The 24376-nt window shown below is 30.7% G+C and carries 20 protein-coding genes and 7 pseudogenes; 9 read left to right on the top strand and 18 right to left on the bottom strand.

The features are described 5' to 3' along the window. Nucleotides 1-10 precede the first annotated feature (10 nt). A complete protein-coding gene (ispG, locus tag FBF11_RS03350) occupies nucleotides 11-1084 on the bottom strand; it encodes a flavodoxin-dependent (E)-4-hydroxy-3-methylbut-2-enyl-diphosphate synthase (protein WP_002854766.1) in 1074 nt (357 codons plus the stop codon). 145 nt (nucleotides 1085-1229) lie between these two features. On the opposite strand from ispG, the pseudogene FBF11_RS03345 reads away from it, so the two are divergent. Next, a pseudogene (locus tag FBF11_RS03345) lies at nucleotides 1230-2628 on the top strand (DUF2972 domain-containing protein). A gap of 9 nt (nucleotides 2629-2637) precedes the next feature. Here the strand turns inward: FBF11_RS03345 and FBF11_RS03340 are convergent. Genes FBF11_RS03340 through FBF11_RS03325 form a run of 4 tightly spaced genes read right to left on the bottom strand, consistent with a single transcriptional unit; the run spans nucleotide 2638 to nucleotide 5369 of the window. Continuing rightward, nucleotides 2638-4491, bottom strand: a complete 1854-nt coding sequence (locus FBF11_RS03340; protein WP_002860009.1) for a primosomal protein N' — start codon at nucleotides 4489-4491, stop codon at nucleotides 2638-2640. Further along, nucleotides 4473-4910 (bottom strand): prepilin-type N-terminal cleavage/methylation domain-containing protein, encoded by a 438-nt coding sequence (locus tag FBF11_RS03335; protein WP_002852324.1) that lies wholly within the window; start codon nucleotides 4908-4910, stop codon nucleotides 4473-4475. Before FBF11_RS03335 ends, FBF11_RS03340 begins: the two co-directional genes overlap by 19 nt. Next, entirely contained in the window at nucleotides 4907-5149 is a 243-nt protein-coding gene (locus FBF11_RS03330) for a hypothetical protein (protein WP_002854947.1), read from the bottom strand. Before FBF11_RS03330 ends, FBF11_RS03335 begins: the two co-directional genes overlap by 4 nt. Next, nucleotides 5139-5369 carry a hypothetical protein gene (locus FBF11_RS03325; protein ID WP_002852327.1) on the bottom strand — a complete coding sequence of 77 codons (231 nt, stop codon included), beginning with the start codon at nucleotides 5367-5369 and terminating at the stop codon, nucleotides 5139-5141. The genes FBF11_RS03330 and FBF11_RS03325 overlap by 11 nt, the downstream gene beginning before the upstream one ends. A 153-nt stretch (nucleotides 5370-5522) precedes the next feature. On the opposite strand from FBF11_RS03325, the gene uvrB reads away from it, so the two are divergent. After that, the gene (uvrB, locus tag FBF11_RS03320; protein ID WP_043012826.1) at nucleotides 5523-7496 is read left to right on the top strand and encodes an excinuclease ABC subunit UvrB; all 1974 of its coding nucleotides are present in this window, start codon (nucleotides 5523-5525) and stop codon (nucleotides 7494-7496) included. Between the two features lie 101 nt (nucleotides 7497-7597). Here uvrB and FBF11_RS08470 read toward each other — a convergent pair whose 3' ends face one another. The 13 genes and pseudogenes from FBF11_RS08470 to FBF11_RS03270 form a co-directional block, all read right to left on the bottom strand. Then, entirely contained in the window at nucleotides 7598-7750 is a 153-nt protein-coding gene (locus FBF11_RS08470) for a hypothetical protein (RefSeq protein ID WP_237916088.1), read from the bottom strand. Nucleotides 7751-7830: 80 nt separating this feature from the next. Next, nucleotides 7831-8241, bottom strand: a complete 411-nt coding sequence (locus FBF11_RS08465; RefSeq protein WP_237916087.1) for a DUF4118 domain-containing protein — start codon at nucleotides 8239-8241, stop codon at nucleotides 7831-7833. Between the two features lie 23 nt (nucleotides 8242-8264). Then, nucleotides 8265-9416, bottom strand: a complete 1152-nt coding sequence (locus tag FBF11_RS08460; RefSeq protein ID WP_237916086.1) for a sensor histidine kinase KdpD — start codon at nucleotides 9414-9416, stop codon at nucleotides 8265-8267. A 2-nt stretch (nucleotides 9417-9418) separates the two neighbouring features. Beyond that, nucleotides 9419-10027: pseudogene (kdpC, locus tag FBF11_RS03310) on the bottom strand (potassium-transporting ATPase subunit KdpC). Between the two features lies 1 nt (nucleotide 10028). Continuing rightward, a pseudogene (gene kdpB, locus FBF11_RS03305) lies at nucleotides 10029-11894 on the bottom strand (potassium-transporting ATPase subunit KdpB). Then, nucleotides 11887-12135, bottom strand: a pseudogene (locus FBF11_RS08570) (potassium-transporting ATPase subunit KdpA); the annotation flags it as partial. The pseudogenes FBF11_RS08570 and kdpB, both read right to left, overlap by 8 nt. A gap of 26 nt (nucleotides 12136-12161) precedes the next feature. Further along, nucleotides 12162-13523, bottom strand: a pseudogene (gene kdpA, locus FBF11_RS03300) (potassium-transporting ATPase subunit KdpA). An 82-nt stretch (nucleotides 13524-13605) separates the two neighbouring features. Further along, a pseudogene (gene kdpF, locus FBF11_RS03295) lies at nucleotides 13606-13793 on the bottom strand (K(+)-transporting ATPase subunit F). 142 nt (nucleotides 13794-13935) lie between these two features. Continuing rightward, nucleotides 13936-15361, bottom strand: a pseudogene (locus FBF11_RS03290) (anaerobic C4-dicarboxylate transporter). Between the two features lie 163 nt (nucleotides 15362-15524). After that, complete coding sequence (locus FBF11_RS03285; RefSeq protein ID WP_057097089.1) at nucleotides 15525-16775, bottom strand: RNA polymerase factor sigma-54; 1251 nt, start codon at nucleotides 16773-16775, stop codon at nucleotides 15525-15527. Beyond that, a complete protein-coding gene (lptB, locus tag FBF11_RS03280; RefSeq protein ID WP_002855252.1) occupies nucleotides 16775-17503 on the bottom strand; it encodes an LPS export ABC transporter ATP-binding protein in 729 nt (242 codons plus the stop codon). The genes FBF11_RS03285 and lptB overlap by 1 nt, the downstream gene beginning before the upstream one ends. Further along, nucleotides 17496-17903: a tRNA (adenosine(37)-N6)-threonylcarbamoyltransferase complex ATPase subunit type 1 TsaE gene (gene tsaE, locus FBF11_RS03275; protein ID WP_002854905.1), complete on the bottom strand. Its 408-nt coding sequence runs from the start codon at nucleotides 17901-17903 to the stop codon at nucleotides 17496-17498. The genes lptB and tsaE overlap by 8 nt, the downstream gene beginning before the upstream one ends. Beyond that, nucleotides 17900-18145 (bottom strand): RNA-binding S4 domain-containing protein, encoded by a 246-nt coding sequence (locus FBF11_RS03270; protein ID WP_002860004.1) that lies wholly within the window; start codon nucleotides 18143-18145, stop codon nucleotides 17900-17902. The genes tsaE and FBF11_RS03270 overlap by 4 nt, the downstream gene beginning before the upstream one ends. Nucleotides 18146-18299: 154 nt before the next feature. Here FBF11_RS03270 and FBF11_RS03265 point away from each other — a divergent pair, with 154 nt between their 5' ends. The 7 genes from FBF11_RS03265 to FBF11_RS03235 are packed head-to-tail and all read left to right on the top strand — an operon-like array spanning nucleotide 18300 to nucleotide 24340. Next, nucleotides 18300-19520: an argininosuccinate synthase gene (locus FBF11_RS03265; RefSeq protein WP_057097084.1), complete on the top strand. Its 1221-nt coding sequence runs from the start codon at nucleotides 18300-18302 to the stop codon at nucleotides 19518-19520. Nucleotides 19521-19532: 12 nt separating this feature from the next. After that, on the top strand, nucleotides 19533-19976 hold the full coding sequence (gene rplI, locus FBF11_RS03260) for a 50S ribosomal protein L9 (protein WP_057097083.1): 444 nt from the start codon (nucleotides 19533-19535) through the stop codon (nucleotides 19974-19976). Further along, nucleotides 19976-20518 (top strand): ATP-dependent protease subunit HslV, encoded by a 543-nt coding sequence (gene hslV, locus FBF11_RS03255; protein ID WP_002781630.1) that lies wholly within the window; start codon nucleotides 19976-19978, stop codon nucleotides 20516-20518. Before rplI ends, hslV begins: the two co-directional genes overlap by 1 nt. Beyond that, on the top strand, nucleotides 20515-21834 hold the full coding sequence (gene hslU, locus FBF11_RS03250) for an ATP-dependent protease ATPase subunit HslU (protein WP_002868416.1): 1320 nt from the start codon (nucleotides 20515-20517) through the stop codon (nucleotides 21832-21834). Before hslV ends, hslU begins: the two co-directional genes overlap by 4 nt. After that, entirely contained in the window at nucleotides 21831-22706 is an 876-nt protein-coding gene (gene era, locus FBF11_RS03245; protein ID WP_002873340.1) for a GTPase Era, read from the top strand. The genes hslU and era overlap by 4 nt, the downstream gene beginning before the upstream one ends. Continuing rightward, complete coding sequence (locus FBF11_RS03240; RefSeq protein ID WP_010891874.1) at nucleotides 22693-23799, top strand: membrane protein; 1107 nt, start codon at nucleotides 22693-22695, stop codon at nucleotides 23797-23799. Before era ends, FBF11_RS03240 begins: the two co-directional genes overlap by 14 nt. Continuing rightward, on the top strand, nucleotides 23792-24340 hold the full coding sequence (locus tag FBF11_RS03235) for a hypothetical protein (protein WP_002873342.1): 549 nt from the start codon (nucleotides 23792-23794) through the stop codon (nucleotides 24338-24340). The genes FBF11_RS03240 and FBF11_RS03235 overlap by 8 nt, the downstream gene beginning before the upstream one ends. Nucleotides 24341-24376 lie beyond the last annotated feature (36 nt).

The raw sequence follows: 24376 nt of genomic DNA, 5'->3' as shown, positions 1-24376 counted from the left end.
TTCTTGGCTTTTATTCTTTTACAGCCCTACTTTTAACCTCATCTTCAACTTCAGCTAAAAATCTATCTACAAGTTCACTTTCTTTCAGTTTAGCTACAACTTCACCATGTCTTATAACAAGTCCTTGATTTTTCCCAAAGGCTATAGCCACATCAGCGCCCTTAGCTTCACCTAAAGCATTTACCACGCAACCCATGACACTGATATTTAAAGGTTCTTTTATATGCTTGGTTTTTTCCTCTACGATTTTAATCGCACTTAACAAATCACTTTGAATCCTACCGCAAGTTGGACAAGAGATGATATTTACTCCGCTTTTTTGCACTCCGCTATCTTGTAAAATCGCCCTTGCTACACGAATTTCTTCTTCAAGTTCGCCAGTCATAGAAACACGCATAGTATCGCCTATACCTTTAAGAAGTAAATTTCCTAAAGCTATAGAACTTTTTACAGTGCTATGAAATTTAGTTCCTGCTTCAGTTACCCCTAAGTGAAAAGGATAATCACAAAGCGGTCTTAATCTCTCATAAGCTTCTATAGTTTTTTGAGCATCTGAAGTCTTCATGGAAATTTTAATATCAAAAAAGTCTAAATCCTCTAAAAGCTTGATATTATACATCGCACTTTCTAGCATGGCATCGACACCATAACCAAATTTATCACTAAATTGTTTTTCTATGGAGCCGTGATTTACACCGATGCGTATAGGGATACCCCGTTCTTTACATGCTTTTACCACTTCTTTAATATTTTCTTTAGAGCCTATATTGCCAGGATTTATACGCACGCCATCGATAAATTCAGCACAATATACAGCCAAATTATGATTAAAATGAATATCTACGATTAAAGGTAGAGGACTTTTAGCTTTAATCTCTTTTAAAGCCCTTGCATCAGCCATATCCAAGCACGCCAAACGCACTATGTTTGCTCCTGCAAAATAAAGACGATTGATTTGTTCTAAAGAACCTTCTATATCTCTTGTTTTAGTAAAAAGCATAGATTGAACTGAAATGGGTGCATCACCGCCTATTAAAACATTTCCTACTTTGATTTGTCTGGTTTTAAATCTTTTATACTCCATAACTTCACTCTTTGAAAAATTTTAATATCAAATTTTAACTTTTTATTGCTTTAATTAAAGTTTATTTTTGATAATATATTTAAATTTCATGACATTTAAATATTTATGAATTATATATAAATTAAATACAATTAAAAGAGGTTATATGCAAAATCTTTTACTCTATATAAAAAATAACCTAACTCCAACCCTAGCTCAAATTCTTTTACAAGCTTTAAAAAATTCGAATAATGAAAAATTTTTTACCTTTGTTTTGGAAAATATTGAAACAATTTGCACTTGGCTCAATTCTAACGAATTTAGGGATAGATATTTATCAACAAAACATCCTTATCCACCTTTAATCAATCCTAATTTTATAGAAATAGATTCTAGTCGACATTGCGCAGAATTAGCTTGGGATTTAAATTTACCCCTGCCTAAACACTATAAATTTATCTATATTTCTCCACATGGCGTTGGAGCAGCAGCATTTTTAAGATACCTTAATCAATGTTGCGATGTAACTTGTTTTGCCTCCTGGGGGGTTTTACCACCTGATAGCAAAGAGAGATATTGTATTAATTACATGTGTCTAAATGATAATACAATTGCTCAATATGCTATTAATATATCAGAAATTAATCTACCTTATTTTGATAAATATCTATCTTTATTAGATTTTAATTCTAAGATTATTTGCGGAGTTCGAGATCCAATAGGACTTTTAAAGCATAGCTGGGGAAGAGATTGGAGTAAAGTTTTAAGAAACTATCCCCCTGAATTTAATCTAACTTATGATTGGCGTTATTACATCAACTATCTTACTCATCAAAATCATAAAATTAAAATCGATATAAATGAACTACAACAAGGAGTTTTTATCATCTCTTATTTATTAAAATATTTTAACAAAGACAATGTATACTATCTTGATATGGAAGAAATCCGCCAATCAAAGGCCTTCGATACCATGAATTTACTTGCTATAAATTTTAATTTTACCCCCCCCCCATAAAGATAAATTAGATTTATTTAAAATTAAAGAATTTAGAGGTTATATTCGCTATCTTTTTCCTATTACACTTTATGCAAATTCTAAAGATATTAATAACACCTTTTATCTTAATACTCCTAAAAATAATAAAAATTTCAATATTGATAGAACTTCTAGCATTCCCATAATTTTAGACAGAAAACATATCAATCATGAAAAAATAGACATAATACAAGAAATTATAAAAAACGACCTATGTAATGATATGGGTGTATATATTGATAAAAATGATTTTAAGCAATTAGAACAAAACAATCTTTTATTTTCAACAATTAAACATTATTTGTATGATTTTTTATATCAAATTAAAATAACCATAGATGAAACAGAATCAAAAATGATGAAAGAAAAAGATGTAATAGATTATTTTATAAAAAATAAATCACTTATTTACACTTTTTTTAATATATTTGAAAATGAACTAAATCATTTAAAACAAACACATCCTCATATTATTGATTCTTGGAAATATTATAAAGAATTTGAAAAAATATACAAAGATAAATAATCATATCACTTACACAAAATCAATAGGATCAATATCCGCACTTGCATTTTTAAATTGCAAAATATAATTTTCAATTGCCACTAAAGCTTTATGATTTTCACTTCTAAGCAACAAATAAAAACGATATTTTCCATACAGCATTTCAACTCCACAAATTCCATAGCCTACCAATTCTACCTGTTTGATATTTCTAAATTGAGAAGCAAATTTTTCACAAAGTTTTTGTGCACTTTTTTGATCTTTATCTTCTATAAGAACTCTTAAAAGGCGTTTAAATGGGGGGTAAAGATCTTTTCTATTTTCTAACTCATCTTTTAAAAAAGCATCATAATTCTCTATATACCTTTCAAAAAAAGCTCTATTTTTTGTTTGCAAAAGTACTCTTGCTTCGCCTTTACGCCCTGCCCTGCCTGCAACTTGCATAGCTAAAGCTAAAGTTTCTTCACTCGCTCTAAAACTAGGACGCAACAAATATTCATCAAGCCCTAAAATCACACTCAAATCCACACTATGATAATCATGTCCTTTAGCAAGCATAGAAGTGCCAATAAGTATATCGATCTTATTTTCATTAAAGTTTTTTAAAATAGTATTAAGCTTTTTAACGCTTGTGATTTCATCGCTATCAAATTTTGCTATTTTTGCTAAAGGCAAAGCATTTTGCAAAAGCTCTAAAAGTTCAGCAGTCCCAATTTTTCTAGCTTCTAACATTTCTCCTTTGCAACTTGGACAATTTTGCTCTATTAAAGAAGTATAATTACAATAATGACATTTTAAAATATTTTTCTTTTTATGCATACTCATAGCAATAGAACAAAAAGGACATTTTATCGTTTCTCCACAATCCTTGCAAATGATTTGCCTAAAATTAGCCCTTGTAGGTAAAAACACTATAGCTTGTTTTTGATGTTTTAAACTTTTTTCTAATTCGCTTAAAAGCATAGGTGTTATACCGAGCTCATTTTCATCATATAAAAAATGTTTTTTACTCTCAAAAAAAGTTCCTTTTAGTCTAAAACTTTTTTGTTTATAAAAGCTCGTTAAAGATGGGGTTGCAGAACCTAAAACCACTTTAATATTATTTTTTTGACCCAAAAAAAGTGCTAAATCTCTTGCATTGATAAAAGGCTGGTTAGAAGCCTTGTAAGAATTATCATGTTCTTCATCTACTACAATAAGTCCTAAATTTCTAAAAGGTAAAAACAAAGCCGATCTTGCACCCGCTACTAAAAGCACTTCTCCCTTGCAAAAACACTCTAAATATTCTTGCTTTTTTTTCTTTGAAATTTTAGAATGCCACAGGAAAAAATTATCCTTAAAATATACTTCTAAACGCTTTTGCATTTGTGGAGTAAGTGCGATTTCTGGCATCAAAAGTAAAGCTTGCTTACCCTGTTCTAAACACTCTTTTATTAAAGAAATGTAAATTTCAGTCTTACCACTACCTGTGTCAGCAAAAAGCAAAGAATTATTTTCTTTTTGAAGAAAACTTAAGGCATTTTGTTGTTGATTGCTTAGCTTAGGGGTATCTTTAAAAAACATTTTTTGACATTCATACTTAGGACTAGTTTCGAAAAAGCCCAAAACAAAACCAAGTTTTGAAGCATAATAATAAACAATAAAATTTGCCAATTCAAGTTGCAAAGGAGTTAGAAAATACTTTGTAATTTCTTTAATTTCTATAGTTTTAAAATCAGGTTTTTGACATTCTTTAAGTACGATGGCTTTAAGATTTTTTTTAGATTTTAAATCCACTAATACCTGTGTTAAAGGTTTGATTTCATCAAAACTATGAAAAGTTAAATTATCCAAATACAAACCACAAATTGCAAGTTCATAATATCTTATATCAGATCTTTGCATCTAGAACTTCCTATACACTTTAACAAACCTTCTTTAGAATCATAAATAAATTCAACCATCTCTTTAGCATTTAATGCAAATCTATAGTGATTTTTACCTATTTTTATCCAAGATTTAAAATCAGAATAAATAGGTGTATCAAGCAAAGAATAATCACAATCATTTAAACAATAAAAGAGTTTTTCTTTGGCTTGATTGTTTTGCGCATTATCTAAAATTTCTGGAAAATTTAAATTTTTAAGTCTCATTTGACTACGCATTAAAGCAAGAGCTGAGCTTAGCATTTCATAGTCCATTTTTAATTTTAAAATTTTAACCTCATCTTTTGTAGTATTGATAAAAGATAAAGATAAGCTTGATAAAATTCCCAAAATCAAAATCACAAAAACAAGCTCAAGCAGAGTAAAAGCTTTGTTCATTTTGTCGGGAGTTCTTCATTGATTGCTTTTATTAGTTTCTTAAGTTCTCTTTCTAGAATATAATTTTCATAACTTTTTTTAACAAACGCATCTACAAAGCGTTTAAGTTCTATTTTTTTAGTACCCCCTGAAATCAAAGCGATATCATCTTCTAAAAAATTTGCAAATTCTTCACTGCACTTAACAATGAAATCTTTTGCATTAACATTAACAATGACTTGTTTTAGATTATCTGCCAAGAACAGCCTCTATTTTCTTATAAATATCTTCGCTTTCTATATTGCGAGATTTAAGTTCTTCTTCTAAACGCATGATTTGATTACTTTTTGCTTCATTTTGTGCTTTAACGCTTACAAGCTCATTTCTTAAAGCCTCATTGGCTTCGCAAACTTCGTTATACTTTTCAATTAATTCATTTACTTTATCTGTCATAGTATTGATTATTTTTTCATCAAACATATTTTTGCCTTCTTAAGAAATTTGTAATTTATGGAAAATATTATTTGATATTGTAGCAGAAAAAAATTTAAATTTAGGTTTTTATTGTCAATTAATTTTTAATTAAAGCATTTTCTTTTAAAATTTTTTCAAAAATAAAAATAAAGTAGAAAAATGTTAGAACTTACCAGCGAATTTAAACCTAGTCCTGATCAACAAGAAGCCATAAAAGGCATAGTAAAAAGTATAAAAAAAGGCAATAAATATCAAACCTTACTAGGCGTTACAGGAAGTGGAAAAACCTTTACCATGGCAAATGTCATTAAAGAACTTAATATGCCCACTCTTATCATGAGTCACAACAAAAGCCTTTGTGCACAACTTTATAGCGAATTTAAAGGCTTTTTTTCTAAAAATCATGTGGAATATTTTATATCTTATTATGATTATTATCAACCTGAAGCCTATATTCCACGCACTGATGTTTTCATAGAAAAAGACAGCTCCACTAATGAAGACTTAGAGCGTTTAAGACTGAGTGCTACTGCTTCTCTTTTAAGTTATGAAGATGTAGTTTGCATAGCTAGTGTTTCGGCAAATTATGGACTTGGTAATCCAAATGAATACATAGGCATGGTTTTAATCTTTGAACTAGGTATGCAAATTTCACAAAAAGAACTTTTAAAAAAACTTGTAGATATGGGTTATAAAAGAAATGATAATTTTTTTGATCGTGCAGATTTTAGAGTTCAAGGAGATATTATAGACATTTATCCAGCTTATTATGAAGATGAAGTAGTAAGACTTGAATTTTTTGGCGATGAGCTTGATGCTATGTATCATTACAATGTTTTAGAAAATAAAAAAGGCAAAGATTTAAAACGCTTCATACTCTATCCTACAAGCCAGTTTAGTGTAGGTGAAACAAGACTAAAACAAGCGATAAAAGACATAAAAGCAGAACTTAACGAACGCCTTGCTTATTTTGAACATGAAAATAAACTCGTAGAATATCAACGCCTTAAACAACGGGTTGAATTTGATCTTGAAATGCTTACAAGCACAGGAATGTGTAAAGGAGTTGAAAACTATGCAAGGCATTTAACAGGACTTAAAGAAGGTGATACTCCTTATACGCTTTTTGATTATTTTGCGATTAAAGATAGAAAATTTCTTGTTATAGTCGATGAAAGCCATGTATCTTTACCACAATTTAGAGGTATGTTTGCAGGAGATAGAAGCAGAAAACAAACCTTGGTGGACTATGGTTTTCGTTTGCCTTCAGCCTTGGATAACCGTCCTTTAATGTTTGATGAATTTATCCATAAAAATTGTCAATTTCTTTTTGTTTCAGCCACACCTGCACCTTTAGAACTTGAACTGAGCAAAGAAAACATCTTTCATCAAATCATGCGTCCTACAGGACTGCTTGATCCTTTGATAGAATTAAAAGATAGTGATAATCAGGTTGAAATTTTATTTGATGAGGCTAAAAAAGTCATACAAAGGAATGAACGTGTTTTAGTGACTGTGCTAACTAAAAAACTCGCTGAAGAACTTACAAGGTATTATTTAGAGCTTGGTATAAAAGTCAAATACATGCACTCAGACATCGATGCCATAGAACGCAATGAAATCATAAGAGGTTTAAGAAGCGGTGCTTTTGATATGCTAATTGGCATTAACTTACTTAGAGAAGGACTTGATTTGCCTGAAGTTTCACTCATTGCCATTATGGATGCAGATAAGGAAGGATTTTTAAGAAGCACTACAAGTTTAATCCAAACCATGGGAAGAGCAGCTAGAAATGTCAATGGTAAGGTTTTGCTTTTTTGCAAAAAAATCACAAAATCCATGCAAGAAGCTATGGATACCACCAATGAACGCCGCAAACTTCAAATGGCTTATAATAAAAAACACAATATCACACCAACTTCAGTCAAACGCCATATTGAAGAGAGTTTGAAAAATGAAGAGGATTTAGGCGAAATTTATCGCAAAGGTAAAAAACTAGAAAAAATGCCTGCTAGCGAAAGAGCTAAACTTGTCAAAGAGTTAAGAAAACAAATGCTTGAAGCAGCTAAAGCACTTGAGTTTGAAAAAGCTGCTGCTATTAGAGATGAGATTAATAAATTAAGGGATTTATAATAAAAATATATCCCTTGTTCTAACTCCTGCCTCATTAAGTAAAGCACTTAAAATTTCATACTGAAAGTCTTGCAAGGGACGTTTTTCTTTTAAAACTATACCTATAACCCCTTTAGTTTTTTCCCATCTTCTATAGGTAAATACGTAGCATTAGCATTAGGCAGGGTATTTGTACAAACACCTGCTCTTTCTTTATTTGTTGCAACCCATTGAGCAATAGCAATCTCATCAGCACTAAAACAATTTTTTAACATTTGCTTATCATCGTTAAAAAACAACAAAGGTTTCGATAAAATATTGTTTTTATTTATAGGATAAATAATAATGGGTAAATTTATAATTTTAAAGCTTGATTTCCAAGTTGTTCCCAAAGCTCTTGTTTGCTTTTTACTCTTGCTAATTTTTCACTATTTTCAAGTAAAATAGCTGTTCTATAAGCTCTTTTAGTGAGTTCTTTAGATTGCAATTTTAATCTTCTAGTAAAAACAGCTGTTAAAAATCCAACTATAAACATAGTTGTAAAAGTAATAATATTTCCACTATCATGAACTTTAAAACTAAAAATAGGTTCTAAAAAGAAAAAATTATAAATCAAAACACTTACCAAAGAAGAATAAAAGGCGAAAATTTTATTGTCAGAAATAAAAGAAGAAGCAAAAACTGCTAAAATCAAAATCATAACTATATTACTTGGCTGAGTATTAAATTTATGAAATACAAAAGCTATAAAAGTTGCTAAAAGCAAAACTCCTGTGATTTTTAAAAAACCTAAAAAATCAAAACCTTTTTTACTTCGTATTTTAGGAGTAGAAATTTGATTTTCATTGACAAGATATAAATCAATATTGGGTGCTTTTTTAGCAACAGCTTCAAAAATCTCTTCTTTAAACTTTTTTTATCTTTATTTTTACCTAAAACAATTTTAGAGACATTGCTAAGGCTTGAATACTCTGCAATTTGTCTTGCTATATCATCATATACGCTAATGATTTCAGCATCAAAACTTTTAGCTAGTTCTATATTTTCTTCTAAGGCTTTTTCTTCTTTAATATTGGGATTTTTTATATAAAGCGCACTCAATTTAGCATGAAAAGCTAAAGCAAGTCTTGCAGCTGCACGAATAACCTTTGCATTTGAAGCATTAATACAAACTAAAATATGCTCTCCAGTATGATAAGCTAAATCATCATTAATAAGCCTTTGTTCACTTGCTCTTAAATTCACTCTTGAAGCAAGTCTTCTTAAGGCAATCTCACGCAAAGCTATAAGTCTTTCTTGGCGAAAGAAATTTTCAAGTGCTAGTTTAGCTTGTTTTTCCTTATAAATTTTACCATCTTGTATTCTTTTTAAAAGCTTATTAGGTTCAATATCAACAAGTTCAACCTGATCAGCCTCATCAAAAATACGATCAGGAATACGCTCTTTAACTTCTATCTTACTGATATTAGCGACTAAATCATTTAAACTTTCTAAATGTTGTATATTTAAAGTAGTATAAACATCAATCCCTGCTTTTAGAAGTTCTTCTATATCTTGAAAACGCTTTTCATTACGCAAGCCTTTAGCATTAGTGTGTGCAAGCTCATCTACTAAAACCAAAGCAGGCTTTCTCTTAAGGGTAGCGTCTAAATCAAATTCTTTTAATACTATATTTTTATAAGGAATTTCAAGATTAGCTATACTTTCAAAACCTTGTGCTAAAGCCATTGTTTCAGGTCTATCGTGAGGCTCTATATAGCCTAAAACAACATCAACTCCATTATCCCTTAAAGTTCTAGCTTTACTTAACATAGCATAAGTTTTTCCAGAACCTGCAGCATAACCTAAGAAAATTTTTAATTTTGCAAGTTTGTTTTTTTCTTCTTCCTTAGCTTTAACCTCAAGTTTTTTAAGAATTTGTTCAGGACTTTGTCTTTGCATGTTTATTCTTTTGTCACGGCTTTAGCAATAGCTATATTAACGGCTAAAACATTAACCTTTTCTTCCCCAAAAATCCCTAAAAATTTAGACTCTGTATTTTCTTGAATGATTTTTTCTAATTCTTCTTTGATGATTTTTGAAGATTGACTTATCCTAGGAATTTGCACTAGGGCTGCTTGAAGACTGATATGAGGATCAAGTCCTGATCCTGAAGCGCTTAATAAATCCAAAGGAATTTGTTCTTTTGTAATTTGCGGATTTTCATCTAAAAATTTTTGCAAATCTTTTTGCACACGCTCTTTTAAAGCAGGATTTGACATAGCATAATTAAATCCACCTGAACTTACACTGCTTTCATTTGTATCACTTGTATTGTAATTTGATACAGATGCTCTTGAATGTAGAAAATAAGGCTTATTAAAATCTTAACCCAAAAGCTTTGAACCTACCGCTTTGCTTATATCCAAAGTCGGACGACCTTCTTTACCCACTAAACTTCCACTTGATTGATAAGGAAAAATAAATTTTGCAACTGTATTTAAAGCAAAAGGATAAATAAGAGTACACAATATTAGCATTACCACAAAAAAACTAAGCAAAGTTCTAAGCATATCACACTCCTAAAATTCTAAGTATCCAAGCTGTAGGAATATCAATTATTTTTATCCCTATAAAAGGTGCTATCATACCACCTAAACCATAAATACTCAAATTTCTTAAAAGCAAATGCTCACTTTTCATAGGCTTAAATTTAACTCCACGCATAGCAATAGGTATGAGCAAAGGTATAATAATAGCATTAAAAATAAGTGCTGATAAAATAGCGCTTTGCGGGGTAGCTAAATGCATAATATTTAAAATTTGCATTTGAGGTAAAACCACACTAAACATAGCAGGTAAAATAGCAAAATACTTAGCAATATCATTTGCCATACTAAAAGTTGTAAGACTGCCTCTAGTAATAAGCAAACCTTTTCCTATTTCAACTACTTCTAAAATTTTAGTAGGATTAGAATCAAGATCTATCATATTGGCTGCTTCTTTGGCTGCTTGAGTTCCTGAGTTCATAGCTATACCTACATCAGCTTGTGCAAGAGCTGGAGCATCATTGGTTCCATCTCCTGTCATGGCTACTATCTTACCTTGGGCTTGTTCTTTTTTAATGGCTTTTATTTTATCTTCAGGCTTGCATTCTGCTATAAATCCATCAAGCCCTGCTTCTTTAGCTATAGTAGCTGCTGTTAAAGGATTATCTCCGGTACACATTAAAGTTTTTATGCCCATTTTTCTAAGCTCATCAAAGCGCTCTTTAAGTCCTGGTTTTACTGTATCCTTTAGATAAATCACTCCTAAAAATTTTTTCATTTTTACACACTACCAAAGGAGTGCCACCGAGATTTGAAATTTCCATTACCTTAGTTTCTAAATCGCTAGGAATTTTTCCATTCATTTCGCTTATATAAGCTCTTATAGCATCAAAAGCACCTTTGCGAATTTTTATATTATCTTGCAAATCCACACCACTCATTCTATTTTGAGCGCTAAATTCGATAAATTCTTTAATATCATTACCTTCTAATTCATAACCCATTTTTTAAGCTAATGCAACTATGCTTTTACCTTCTGGAGTTTCATCTTTTAAAGAGGATAAAACACAAGCTTTAATCATTTCTTCTTTGCTTATACCTTGGACTTCATAAAATTCATTTGCCAAACGGTTTCCAAAAGTAATCGTTCCTGTTTTATCTAAAATCATAGTATCAACATCACCACAACTTTCAACAGCGTTGCCTGAAAGTGCGATCACATTAAAACGCGTTATCCTGTCCATACCTGCTATTCCTATAGCTGATAAAAGCCCCCTATAGTTGTAGGAATAAGACATACAAGCAATGCTACTAACCATGAAATAGGCAAACTCACGCCTAAAAATTGCATAAAAGGATATAAACTTACAACCACCACCAAAAAACTCAAACTAAGTGCAATTAAAAGAGTATTAAGAGCAATTTCATTTGGAGTTTTTTGACGCGCAGCACCTTTTATAATTTCTCCATCATTAGATATAAGTTCACCTGCTTTAACTAAAACTATATCACCTATTTTTAACTCGCTAGAATTAAGCATTTCTTCACTGCCATCACTTTTTATGCATCTAGCTTTAGAATCCTTTTTGCTTTGTCTTAAGGTAGCTGCTTGGGCTTTACCCCTTCCTTCTGCAATACTTTCTGCAAAATTTGCAAAAAGCAAGGTTATAAATAAAATAAAAGTGATTAAGATGTTATAAATTCTTTCATCAGAATTTCCATTAAACAAAGTAGGAAAAATACTTAAAATCAAAGTAAGAATCGATCCAACTTCCACCATAAACATAACAGGATTTTTTACCATAAAGCGTGGATCAAATTTTAAAAATGCTCCTTTTATGGCATTATTTAAAATTTCTTTTGTAATGAGTTTATTTTGTTTTTTAGACATTGACTCTCCTTAATGCTAAAGATAAATATTCTGCAACGCTTGATAAAGTAAGCACTGGAAAAAAAGTAAGTGCAGCAAAAATATATATAATACAAACAAGCACAAACATAAAAGTTAAATTATCCGTTTTTAAAGAATTTGCAGTATTTTCTTGTGTATTTTTAGCCAAAAGCGATCCAGCTATAGCAAGCTGAGCTATTAAAACCAAATAACGCCCACAAAACATAGCAAAAGCTGTGCTTAAATTCCAAAATAAATTATCATCTTTTAAACCTTCAAGTCCTGAACCATTATTTTTGCTGCCGAAGAACTAAATTCATACAAAATTTGAGCCAAGCCATAAAAGCTAGGATTGCTTATACTATCTTTTGCAAAAACAACAGCTAATGCACTTAAAACAAGGATTAATAAAGGATGGATAAGAATTACCAAAGCTATAAGCTTCATTTGTGCGCTTTCTATTTTTTTACCCAAGAATTCTGGAGTTCTACCTATCATTAATGCACAAATAAACACGGTTAAGAGCACATAAATAATCATATTCATAAGCCCTACTCCTTCGCCACCGAAAGCTACATTTAGCATCATATTTAGCAAAGTAGCACTGATACTTAATGGATTTAAACTATCGTGCATATTATTGACGCTTCCTGTAGTAAAAGCAGTAGTTACAGCACTAAATAAACTCGAACCATCTGTGCCAAATCTTATTTCTTTACCTTCCAAATTTCCCAAATTTGCATTTAAACCCAAAGAATCCAAATTTGGATTTGACATTTTTTCGCTAAAATAAATTAAAAGTAAAGAAATGATAAAAATAATCCCCATTGCACCAAAAATAACTCCCCCTTCTTTTCCCATAAGAGCAAAACCTTGTATTTCTTTTCTATGATAAACCATCAATCCAAAAGCTACAACACAGGCACTAGGAATAAGCATCATGGATAAAATTTGCAAAAAATTTGTAAGTAAAGTAGGATTTTCAAAAGGCATGCTTGAATTAGCACCAAAAAAACCACCCCCATTTGCCCCTAAATGTTTTATAGACTCAAGAGCTGCAACAGGACCTGTGGCAATGCTTTGAAATTTATTTTCTAAAGTAAGCACGCTAAAATTTGCGTGATAATTTTGCACCACGCCTTCAGAGATAAAAATTACAGCCAAAATAAAACTTAAAGGCAACATCAAACGCGTAATAATACGCGCAAAATCTTCATAAAAATTTCCCATTTGCATACCACATAAAGCACGACAAAAAGCCATACAAGCAGAATATCCACTCGCGCTTGAAACAAACATAGCAAGCAAAATGCCTGTATTTTGCGAAAGCAAACTTAAAGCATTCTCTCCACTATAATGCTGGAGGTTTATATTTGCAATAAAACTAATTACAGTATTTAAATTCAAATCCCCTTATCATAGAATTTATCGAATTGGGATTTAAAAAAGTTTATCTTGTAAATAAAAAATCACGAAAGAAAAAATAGCCACTAAGGCATTAAAAGCAATTAAATGCAAAGAATATTTTTGCCAAGTCATATTTTTTCTATCAATTGCACAAATTTTATAAATTAAGTTATCAATTGGATTAAAAATAAAATCAAAAATAGTTTTTTTTACAGCTTGCAATTTTATAAAGATAATTTCCAAAAATTAAAGCCAATATAAAAGCTATAATCAGTGTTATTAAAATTTCTAGCATATTTTTCCTTTAAAATTTTTCAGGATATAATAGAGCATAAAATAAATAAAGAGCAAGTATTAAGCTTAAAACTAGTAAAAATATCATCCGCTTGTCCTAGTTTGAATTTCACAAAAACGGATAAAAAACCATAAACTACCAAAAGCTAAAAGCAGAAGCAAAGCAAAGATAATATCCATAGGATAGCCCTTTCTCATTGATTCAAAATAGGATTTATCCTATCCTTGGTTAAGCTTATATTTTGATTAATACTAATTTTATGATTTATTTATAATTTTTATCTATATTAAATAAAAAGACAAATGAAGAATTTAGCAGGAAAAATCCTGCTAAAAATTGTTAAAGATAACCCGCTGCCATAGCGATAAAATATCCTGCTATACAAGAAGTGATTACACCTATAAGACCTGGTAAAATAAAACTATGATTGATAACAAATTTACCGATGTGAGTAGTACCTGATCTATCAAATTGTATAGTAGCCAAATCGCTTGGATAAGTTGGTAAAATATAATATCCATAACAAGCAGCCGCAAAAGCAACAATCACACCAGGTTCAACACCAATTCCTAAAGCCAAAGGAACAAAAGCTGAAATAGCCGCTGCTTGAGAGTTTACAAATTTTGAAATTAAAAGAAGCATTACAGCATAAGTCCAAGGATGTTCTTTTACTATATCTCCAAGCGCTGCTTTCATCATAGGAGTGTGAACTGCAAACATAGTATCAGCCCATCCAAGAAATTCCAAAAACCGCAACAAGTGCTATCATACCTGATTTAAAAATTTCATTAGAGCCGATTTTCTTTGCATCTGTTTTAGTAAAGATGATAATCAAAGAACCTGCTAAAAGCATAAACATCTGAATAACTGAAACCATGGATAAAACATCCATTTTAGGATTGCCTAAAGCATCTACTTGAGGAATGCCATTTTTTACAACTTGCCCCCAGTTTGGACGCAAGAAATCAAATACACCTAATAAAGCTACTAAAGCAATAGCTCCTAAGAAAATCCACATTGCAACCCAATTGCTTTTTGGAAGTTTAACGCCTAAAAGTGTTTTAGAATCCCCATAAACATATTTTTTAAATTCAGGATCTTTAAGTTTTTCTTGAAATACTTCATCTTTATCCAAATCTTTTCCTCTAAACCAAGAAAAAATTCCTATACACAATACACCAAATAATGTACTAGGTATGGTAATTTGAAGAAGATTAATATAACCATCAAAACCTGCTAATTTATGATTAGCATTTAAAAGCAAAGCAGTCAAACTCACAACAGCCACAGATACAGGAGATGCAATAATACCCATTTGTGATGATATAGAAGCTGCCGCCATTGGACGCTCAGGACGAATACCATTTTTAATCGCTATATCATAAATAATAGGCATAATAGTATAAACCACATGTCCTGTTCCACAAAGTATAGTCAAAAAGCAGGTTACAAAAGGCGCTAATATTGTTAAAAACTTAGGATTGCGTCTTAAAATTCTTTCTGCTATTTGAAGCATAACATCCAAACCACCACTTGCTTGCAAAGTTGCACTCGCAACCACTACCGCTAAAATGGTTAGCATAACATCTATGGCTGGTTTTCCAGGCTTAATGTGAAAAGCAAAAACTAGTATTAAAATACCTATACCACCAAGTAAACCAAGCGCTATGCCGCCTTTTTTTGCACCGTAAAAAAGACAAATTAAAACGATAATGATTTGGATTGCAAATTGCCCTCCCTCACTAAGGCTTGTTAAAAAGTCCATTTTAACTCCTTTGAAAATTGATATTTAAAAACAGTTATTATTGTATCACATTTTTAAATTAAAGAATAATATTTCTAAAAATAAAACAATAATTTTTTATATTATTTAAATTAAATTTAAATATAAAACAAAAGTGTAATGGGTTTGATAGATTGATAGAATTTTATCCTTCAAGTTCATATAATTTTTTTCTATCTGTAGAGCTTGCTATATTAAGATGTTTGCGATATTTTGTAATAGTTCTTCGTCCTATATCGACTTTAAATTCTTCTTTGATTAATTCTAAAATTTTACTATCGCTTAAAGGTTTATTGCGATCTTCATTCTTTACTAAATTTGCCACAAATTCTTTAACGCCTACATTTGAAGTCTCTCCCTCTTCATCAAGAGCAAAGGCAAAAAAATCACGCAAGGGAATAAGTCCTCTTTCACAACTTAAATATTTATTTGCCACAGCTCTTGATATAGTCGAAGCATTGCGTTCTAAATCAAGTGCTAAATCCTTAAAAGTCATAGGTTTTATCTCTTTTCCCATGAAGAAATCATATTGATATTCTACTATCATAAGCCCTATTTTATAAAGAGTAGCTTTTCTCATCGCTAGAGCATCGACTAAATTTTTAGCTTCTTTAATGTAATGACTTAAAAAATCATGCTCTAAACCATCAGTTTGGATTGAAATTTCAGGATAATAATCATCATTGATTTTTACTTTAATTTCACCATTTTCTTTATAAACAAAAATATCAGGAACAATTATACGAGAATCTTCAAAATATTCCAAAAAAGGAGGAGTGCTAAAACGCTTAAGTACAGCCAATGCTTCTTTATATAAAGGCTCTTTGGTATAGTTTTGTATATTTTCAAAATCCATAATCAACATTCTACAAAACTCATCAATATCTTCATCTAACTCCATATTTTCAAGAGCAAATAAAAATGCTTCTTTATAATCTTTAGCTCCCACTCCTACAGGATCTAAAAATTTAAATCTTGCTCTTACTCGCTCAATTTCTTCCAAAGAATACTCTTTTAAAAATTCTTCATCGTATTCAAAATATCCTTCCTCATTTAAGCATTCTATAATTTTTTTTGCAAGTTCTTGAGATTTGCTTGTAGGAAACAAAGGAGGAAGAATCTGTTCATTTAAAAGCTCATAAACACTTTTTTTGGCAAGTCCTTTACTATCCACAAAAGCCGAATTTACATTATGTTTATAAAATGAATCAAAATAATTCTTACCCTTATCATGAGTTTGTATCAAATCTTGAACATTTAAGAAAGGATTATCCTCAGCAAATTTATCTAAATTTTCTTTTAAATCCTCTATGTTTGCTTGTAAAATCGGCAACCAAGAGCGTAAAGTTTGAGAAATTTTAGTCTTAGGTGCTTGGGTGATTTTTTGCTTTAACATCAATCAAGGAGTTTAAACTCCGCTCCTAAATAATACTTTTTCACGTCTTTATTGGTTGCAATTTCATCAGCATTCCCACTAGCAAGCAAAGAGCCCGATCTTATAACATAAGCTCTATCACAAATAGCCAAAGTCTCACGCACATTATGATCGGTAATTAAAACCCCAATCCCCAATCTTTTAAGCTCTTTAATTAAAGTTTGAATTTCAGCCACTGCTATAGGATCAACACCTGCAAAAGGCTCATCAAGAAGCAAAAACTTAGGTTCGCACATCAAGCTTCTAGCGATCTCACAACGCCTTCTTTCACCTCCACTTAAACTTAAACCTTTCCTTAAACGAATAGGCTCTATACTTAAGAGTTCAAGCATTTGCTCAACTTTATCATGTAAAATTTTTTTATCTTTATAAAAAATCTGAGCCGCTAAAAGTAGGTTATCTTCTACACTTAAATCCTTAAAAATACTACTTTCTTGAGGTAAATAACCTATCCCTGATCTAGCTCTTTTGTTTAAAGGATCTTTCGTCACATCTAAACCGTCTAAAAGAACTTTTCCACTACTTGGAGAAATAAGTCCACATATCATATAAAAAGTTGTTGTTTTTCCTGCACCATTTGGCCCTAAAAGTCCTACAACTTCTCCGCTATTAACCTCTAAAGAAATTCCATGTATAATCTTAGTTTTTTTAATAATTTTTTCTAAATTTACAATTTCTAATTTACTCATAAATTTCATACTTTCTTTTGTCATCTTTAATGCTAATTTTAATCTGGATAGTAGAAATTCCAAATTTCATTAAAGTTTTTTTCAAATTTTCACCACCCCATTCAACCAGATGCAAACCTTTTTCAAAAAAATTTTCAAATAAACCATTCGCTAAAAGTCCTTCTAAACCTTCTTGATAAATATCATAATGATAAATGCAAATATCATGATTTTCATATTTTTGCATAGTGGAAAAAGTTGGAGAATCTACCCTTGCATCAAGACCAAGAAATTTAACCCAAGCTTGCACCAAGCTTGTTTTTCCGCTAGCCAAATCTCCTTGAAGCAAAACAACACCTTCTTTAGGCATTATTTGAAGCATCGTTTTGATCTCATCTTTTGCTAAAATAAATTCTTTCATAATTTTACCACATATTCATTTTGTGCGTTTTTAGGAATGCTTTTCGTGCTAGGTATAGCTAGGACTTTATATTTTTGAGTGTATTCAGTAAAATGTAAAGTGATGATATCACCCACCTTAACCTCTTTACTTGCTTTAACAATAACGCCATTAATCCCCACTACACCACTTTTACACATATCCTCAGAAATAGCTCTTCTTTTCGTGATATTAACTACATTTAAAAATTTATCTACTCTCATAAAAGCAATTTTAGCAGAAAAAATCAATTTTTGGAACAAAATTTGCTTACGCCTTTGCTTTATTTTTTAAGAAAATAGCAAGTAAAAACTTTTCTTTAATGAAATTTGGATACAATTTTACAATTTTCAAATCTATTTTAACAAAGGATATCTTATGAAAAATGAAGTAAAAAAAGTAGTTTTAGCGTATTCTGGAGGGCTTGATACGAGCATTATTTTAAAATGGCTTCAAGATGAGTATAATTGTGAAGTTGTAACTTTTACAGCAGATATTGGTCAAGGCGAAGAACTTGAACCTGCGAGAAAAAAAGCCCTTTCTTTAGGCATAAAAGAAGAAAATATTTTCATTAAAGATTTAAGAGATGAATTTGTTAAAGATTATGTATTTCCTATGTTTAGAGCCAATGCGATTTATGAAGGAGAATATCTTTTAGGAACAAGTATAGCAAGACCACTTATAGCAAAAACTCAAGCACAAATCGCCCTGCAAACAGGTGCTGATGCGGTAAGTCATGGCGCCACAGGCAAAGGAAATGATCAAGTGCGTTTTGAACTTGGTTATCTTGCTTTTAATCCCGATTTAAAAATCATCGCTCCATGGCGTGAGTGGGATTTAAACAGCCGTGAAAAACTCCTTGCTTATGCGCAAAAACACGGTATTGATATTTCTAAGAAAAAAGGGAAATCTCCTTATTCTATGGACGCAAATTTACTTCATATTTCTTACGAAGGACTTGTTTTAGAAGATCCTGCACACGCACCTGAAGAAGATATGTGGAGATGGAGTAAAAGTCCAAAAGACGCTCCACATGAAAGTGAAATTATAGAACTTGATTTCCAAAAAGGAGATTTAGTAGCGATAAATGGAGAAAAACTAAGTCCTGCAGGACTTTTAACCAAACTTAACGAACTAGGCTGCAAACACGGTATAGGACGCCTTGATATAGTAGAAAATCGCTATGTAGGAATGAAAAGCCGTGGTTGTTACGAAACTCCAGGCGGTACTATACTTTTAAAAGCACACAGAGCGCTTGAAAGCATCACGCTTGATAGAGAAGCAGCACACTTAAAAGATGAACTCATGCCAAAATACGCGAGTTTAATTTACAATGGCTATTGGTTCTCGCCTGAAAGAATGATGCTTCAAGCCTTAATCGATGAGTCACAAATTCACGCCAATGGCAGAGTAAAACTCGAGCTTTATAAAGGCAATGTAATGGTTATAGGACGCGAAAGTGCGAACGATAGCTTGTTTAACGCAGCTTATTGTACTTTTGAAGAAGATGAAGTGTATAATCAAAAAGACGCAGCAGGCTTTATCAAGCTTAATGCTTTGCGTTTTATCATCGCAGGAAAAAATGGAAGAAAATTTTAATAAAGGAATAAAATGAAAGTATTATTAATCAAAGATGTAAAAGCACTTGGAAAATCAGGCGAAGTAAAAGAAGTAAAAGACGGCTACGGACAAAATTTCTTAATCGCTAAAGGCTTTGCTAAAGCAGCTACTAATGAAGTTTTAAGAAAATATGAAAGCGACAAGAAAAAAGAGGCTGAAAATTTACGCTTTGAAATCGCAAATTTAGAAAAACTCAAAGAAGAACTTAGCAAAATCACTCTTGAAATTTCAAAACCCGTAGGTGCAAATGGAAGTTTGTTTGGTGGCGTAACCAAAGATGAAATCGCTCATGCCCTAAAAGAACAAAGCCATATAGAAATCGATAAAAAAAGTTTAGAATGCGACACCTTAAAAAGCTTAGGAATCCACGAAATAAGCGTAAAACTTGGACACGCAATCCATGCTAAATTTAACATAAACATAAAGGCAGAATAATGTTTCACGCAACAACGATTTTAGCTTACAAAGGTAAAAATAAATCCGTAATCGGCGGAGATGGACAAGTAAGCTTTGGAAATACAGTGCTAAAAGGTAATGCTGTAAAGATTAGAAAACTCAACAATGGCAAAGTTTTAGCAGGTTTTGCAGGATCAACAGCTGACGCTTTTAATCTTTTTGATATGTTTGAAAATCTCCTTCAAAGTTCTAAAGGCGATCTTTTAAAAGCAGCAATTGACTTTTCTAAAGAATGGAGAAAAGACAAATACCTAAGAAAACTTGAAGCCATGATGCTTGTACTTGATAGAAATCACATTTTTCTACTTTCTGGTACAGGCGATGTGGTCGAACCTGAAGATGGGCAAATCGCAGCCATAGGAAGTGGTGGAAACTATGCACTTTCAGCTGCTAGAGCCTTAGCAAAACATACCGATTTAGATGAAGAAGAACTTGTAAAATCAAGTCTTCAAATCGCAGGTGAAATTTGTATTTATACCAATACCAATATCAAAACTTATGTAATCGAGGATGAGAAATGAATCTAACTCCAAAAGAAATTGTTAAATTTTTAGATGATTATGTTATAGGACAAAAAAAAGCTAAAAAAATCATAGCTATAGCTTTAAGAAATCGCTACCGCAGAATGCAACTTAGCTCTGAGTTACAAGATGATATCGTGCCTAAAAATATCTTGATGATAGGTTCTACAGGTGTTGGAAAAACAGAAATCGCTAGGCGTTTAGCTAAAATGATGGGCTTTCCTTTCATCAAAATCGAAGCGAGTAAATATACTGAAGTAGGTTTTGTAGGTCGTGATGTAGAAAGCATGGTAAGAGATCTTGCCAATGCAGCTTTAAATTTAGTAAAAAACGAACAAAGAGAAAAAAACAAAGATAAAATCGATGAATTTATAGAAAATAAAATTTTAGAAAAACTTTTGCCACCTCTACCAAAAGGTATCAGCGATGAAAAACAAGAAGAATATAAAAACAGTCTTGAAAAAATGAGAACTAAACTAAGAAATGGCGATCTTGATGAAAGCGCCATAGAGATAGAAATTTCACAAAATATGTTTGATACCAATCCTAACCTACCTCCTGAAATGGGTGCAATGCAAGATATAGTTAAGGTTATAGGCGTTGGCAGTAAAAAAGTCAAAAAAGAAATGAAAATCAAAGACGCTAAAAATGCTTTAAAAAACGAAGCAGGAGAAAAAATCCTAGATCAAGAAAGCATCAAAAGCGAAGCCTTAAAAAGAGCAGAAAATGAAGGGATTATTTTTATTGATGAAATCGATAAAATCGCTGTTTCAAGCGGAAATTCAAACCGCCAAGATCCAAGCAAAGAAGGGGTGCAAAGAGACTTACTTCCTATAGTCGAGGGATCAAATGTACAAACAAAAATAGGTACTTTAAAAACCGATCATATTCTCTTTATCGCCGCAGGAGCTTTTCATCTTAGCAAACCAAGCGATCTTATCCCTGAACTGCAAGGACGCTTTCCTTTAAGAGTGGAATTAGATAGTCTTGATGATAAAGCTCTTTATGAAATTTTAACACGCCCTAAAAATTCACTTTTAAAACAATACTCTCAGCTTTTAAAAACTGAAAATTTAGAACTTGATTTTAATGATGAGGCAATTAAAGAAATAGCAAAAATAGCTTCAAGAGCCAATGAAGAAATGCAAGATATAGGTGCTAGACGCTTACATACTGTGATAGAAAAATTACTTGAAGATTTAAGCTTTGAAGCTGATGAGTATGCGGGTAAAAAATTCGTAGTGGATAAAAAAATGGTAGAAGAAAAACTCGGAGATATCATAGAAAATAAAGATCTTGCAAGGTATATTTTGTGAAAAGTGGCTTTGTTAGCATCATAGGGCGTACTAATGCAGGAAAAAGTACTTTAATCAATTCCTTATTAGAAGAAAAAATCGCCCTAGTTTCTCACAAACAAAATGCCACAAGGCGTAAAATCAAAGCCATAGTGATGCATGAAAAAAATCAAATCATTTTTATCGATACCCCAGGACTTCACGAAAGCGGTGCTACGCTTAATCAACTGCTTGTCCAAAGTGCTATTAAATCCATGGGAGATTGTGATGTGATTTTATTTGTGGCAAGTGTTTTTGATAGTACAAAAGACTATGAAAATTTCCTTAGTCTAAACCCACAAGTACCACATATCATCGCTTTAAATAAAGTAGATTTAACCGACAATGCTACGCTTTTAAAAAAACTTAGCGAATATGCAAAATTTAGCCAACATTTTAAGGCTATCATTCCTTATTCTTCTAAGAAAAAAAGCTATAAAAAAGGCTTGTTAGATGAGATAGTAAAATACCTTGATGAACATGAGTATTTTTATGATCCTGAATTTTTAAGTGCGAGTAGCGAAAAAGAACTTTATAGAGATTTCATACTTGAAAGTATTTATGAAAATTTAAGCGATGAGCTTCCTTATAGTAGCGAAGTGCTTATCAATCGCACCAAAGACACACCTAATCTTTTAATCCTAGAAGCCAATATCATCACAGATACAAACTCTCACAAGGGTATGCTTATAGGAAAAGAAGGGGCAACTTTAAAAAGAATAGGCAAAGATGCACGCTTTAAAATTTCAAAACTTGCACAAAAAAAAGTACTTTTAAAGCTTTTCATAACAGTGAAAAAAAACTGGCAAAAAGATGAAGAATTTTTAAAAAAACTTTTAAATGATGAAAATTAATTCATTAAATAAAATAAATTTTATAAAATCTACAGATTTGCTTTATGCTCAAAGAACAGGAATATCCAAAGAAGACGAACTTTTTAACAATTTAACCGCAGATTTTAAGCTAAGCAAACCCTTTGACTATCAAATAGCTTTTTTTAAACATAATGAAATTTATCATTGTTTTTTAGCACCTGTTTACAAATTGAAAAAAAGTCGTTTTTGCTTTCCTGAGCCTTTAATTTTTCAAGCTTTGTTTGATGAAAGATTTATTGAGGAAAGTGATTATTGTGTTTTAAATTTATATGATCAAACTTTATATTTATATTTTTACCAAGAAGGAAAATTTATCAATCTTAAAAAAATCGAAAATTTCAATCCAGGTAATATGGATTTATTTTTTAAACAAAATCGATTTACAGAACTTTTAAAACACTATGAAAGCAAATTGCTACTTTATCAGGATTTGAATACAATCAAACATTACTTCTCATCTCAAATAAAATGTTTAAATCTAAATGATATTCTTGATAAAAATAGTTTATTGAAATTAAGTTCATATAGTATAAAAAATCTAGATCAAAATTGTAATTTTATCAAGCATAATAAAATAAAAATATCTATTTCTTTTAAAATTATATTAATATTTATTTTTAGCTTTAGTCTTAGCATGATGATTTTATTATTTAAAGATTTTATAGAGTACAAACAAAATAAGGAAATTCAAAATAAAAATTTTATCATACAAGAAGAAATTTCTAAACTAAAACAAGATAAGCAAAAATTATTAACAAACATACAAGATTTAAACTTTACTCTTTCCAATAAAATATCATCTACACAACAACAATTTCATATTTTATCCACCATAACAAAAGAAATCAATTTAGACAAAAATAAGGCAATCATTCTAAATCAAATCATATCATGGCTTAACTCCAATGACCTTAAAATCACAAATCTTGAATTTGAACAAACAAAAATCATTCTTTCTTTTATCGATGAAAACCACTTTAAAAGAGCATTAGAAAATCTAAATTCTGCTTTTAAAATTCTTGATAAAAATGAAGAAACATTTAATATCATATTAGAAGTCATACATGAATAAAATAGAAGTATTTTTGCAGAATTTAAATCCTAGGGAAAAATTTCTTTTTATTTCTTTTATCTGTCTTTGTGCTTTGTTTTTAGCTTTTAAAATTCACGATCACTTTTTGGAAGATATTTTTCAAAAAACATTAGTAGAACATAATTACCTTGCATTAAATGAAGCAAAAATAGAAAATTCACATCTTAAAGAAATAGAGACAAAGCTAACAAAACAGATAAAAATAGAGGAAGAAAAATTAAAATACTATAAAGAAAAATTGCATTTATTTTCTTATGATAAAGATTTTTTCAATAAAAAAATCAATAATTTATCCAAAAATTTAATCATTAATGAAATAAAATTTTCCCAAGAAAACAAAAATTTTATTCACTATAATTATGTTTCTCTAAGTTTAAATGGCAACTTTAAAGACTTACTCAATTTTATACAAAATTTAGAAAATCTTCCTATAGCTTTAAAAATTGATAAAATAAAACTATACAATACACAGGGTTTAAAATTAAAGCTTGATTTAATGTTTAAATTTGTTAATTTATAATAATATTAAAATATTATATTTTTAAATATTATTATA

It is taken from the genome of Campylobacter sp. CFSAN093224 (assembly GCF_012897395.1).
Taxonomy (GTDB): Bacteria; Campylobacterota; Campylobacteria; order Campylobacterales; family Campylobacteraceae; genus Campylobacter_D; species Campylobacter_D jejuni.
The sequence above is the reverse complement of the archived record's forward strand: the minus strand, read 5'-3'. Positions and strand labels throughout refer to the sequence as shown.

Coding starts and splice junctions, on each gene's coding strand:
- uvrB (WP_043012826.1), top strand. CDS start 5,523: ATGTTAGAACTTACCAGCGAATTTAAACCTAGTCCTGATCAACAAGAA.
- rplI (WP_057097083.1), top strand. CDS start 19,533: ATGAAAGTATTATTAATCAAAGATGTAAAAGCACTTGGAAAATCAGGC.
- FBF11_RS03240 (WP_010891874.1), top strand. CDS start 22,693: ATGATGAAAATTAATTCATTAAATAAAATAAATTTTATAAAATCTACA.
- lptB (WP_002855252.1), bottom strand. CDS start 17,503: ATGAGTAAATTAGAAATTGTAAATTTAGAAAAAATTATTAAAAAAACT.
- FBF11_RS03235 (WP_002873342.1), top strand. CDS start 23,792: ATGAATAAAATAGAAGTATTTTTGCAGAATTTAAATCCTAGGGAAAAA.
- FBF11_RS03285 (WP_057097089.1), bottom strand. CDS start 16,775: ATGTTAAAGCAAAAAATCACCCAAGCACCTAAGACTAAAATTTCTCAA.
- FBF11_RS03270 (WP_002860004.1), bottom strand. CDS start 18,145: ATGAGAGTAGATAAATTTTTAAATGTAGTTAATATCACGAAAAGAAGA.
- FBF11_RS03335 (WP_002852324.1), bottom strand. CDS start 4,910: ATGAACAAAGCTTTTACTCTGCTTGAGCTTGTTTTTGTGATTTTGATT.
- FBF11_RS03325 (WP_002852327.1), bottom strand. CDS start 5,369: ATGTTTGATGAAAAAATAATCAATACTATGACAGATAAAGTAAATGAA.
- hslU (WP_002868416.1), top strand. CDS start 20,515: ATGAATCTAACTCCAAAAGAAATTGTTAAATTTTTAGATGATTATGTT.
- hslV (WP_002781630.1), top strand. CDS start 19,976: ATGTTTCACGCAACAACGATTTTAGCTTACAAAGGTAAAAATAAATCC.
- FBF11_RS08460 (WP_237916086.1), bottom strand. CDS start 9,416: ATGCAAAGACAAAGTCCTGAACAAATTCTTAAAAAACTTGAGGTTAAA.
- FBF11_RS08470 (WP_237916088.1), bottom strand. CDS start 7,750: ATGTTAAAAAATTGTTTTAGTGCTGATGAGATTGCTATTGCTCAATGG.
- FBF11_RS03265 (WP_057097084.1), top strand. CDS start 18,300: ATGAAAAATGAAGTAAAAAAAGTAGTTTTAGCGTATTCTGGAGGGCTT.
- FBF11_RS03340 (WP_002860009.1), bottom strand. CDS start 4,491: ATGCAAAGATCTGATATAAGATATTATGAACTTGCAATTTGTGGTTTG.
- tsaE (WP_002854905.1), bottom strand. CDS start 17,903: ATGAAAGAATTTATTTTAGCAAAAGATGAGATCAAAACGATGCTTCAA.
- ispG (WP_002854766.1), bottom strand. CDS start 1,084: ATGGAGTATAAAAGATTTAAAACCAGACAAATCAAAGTAGGAAATGTT.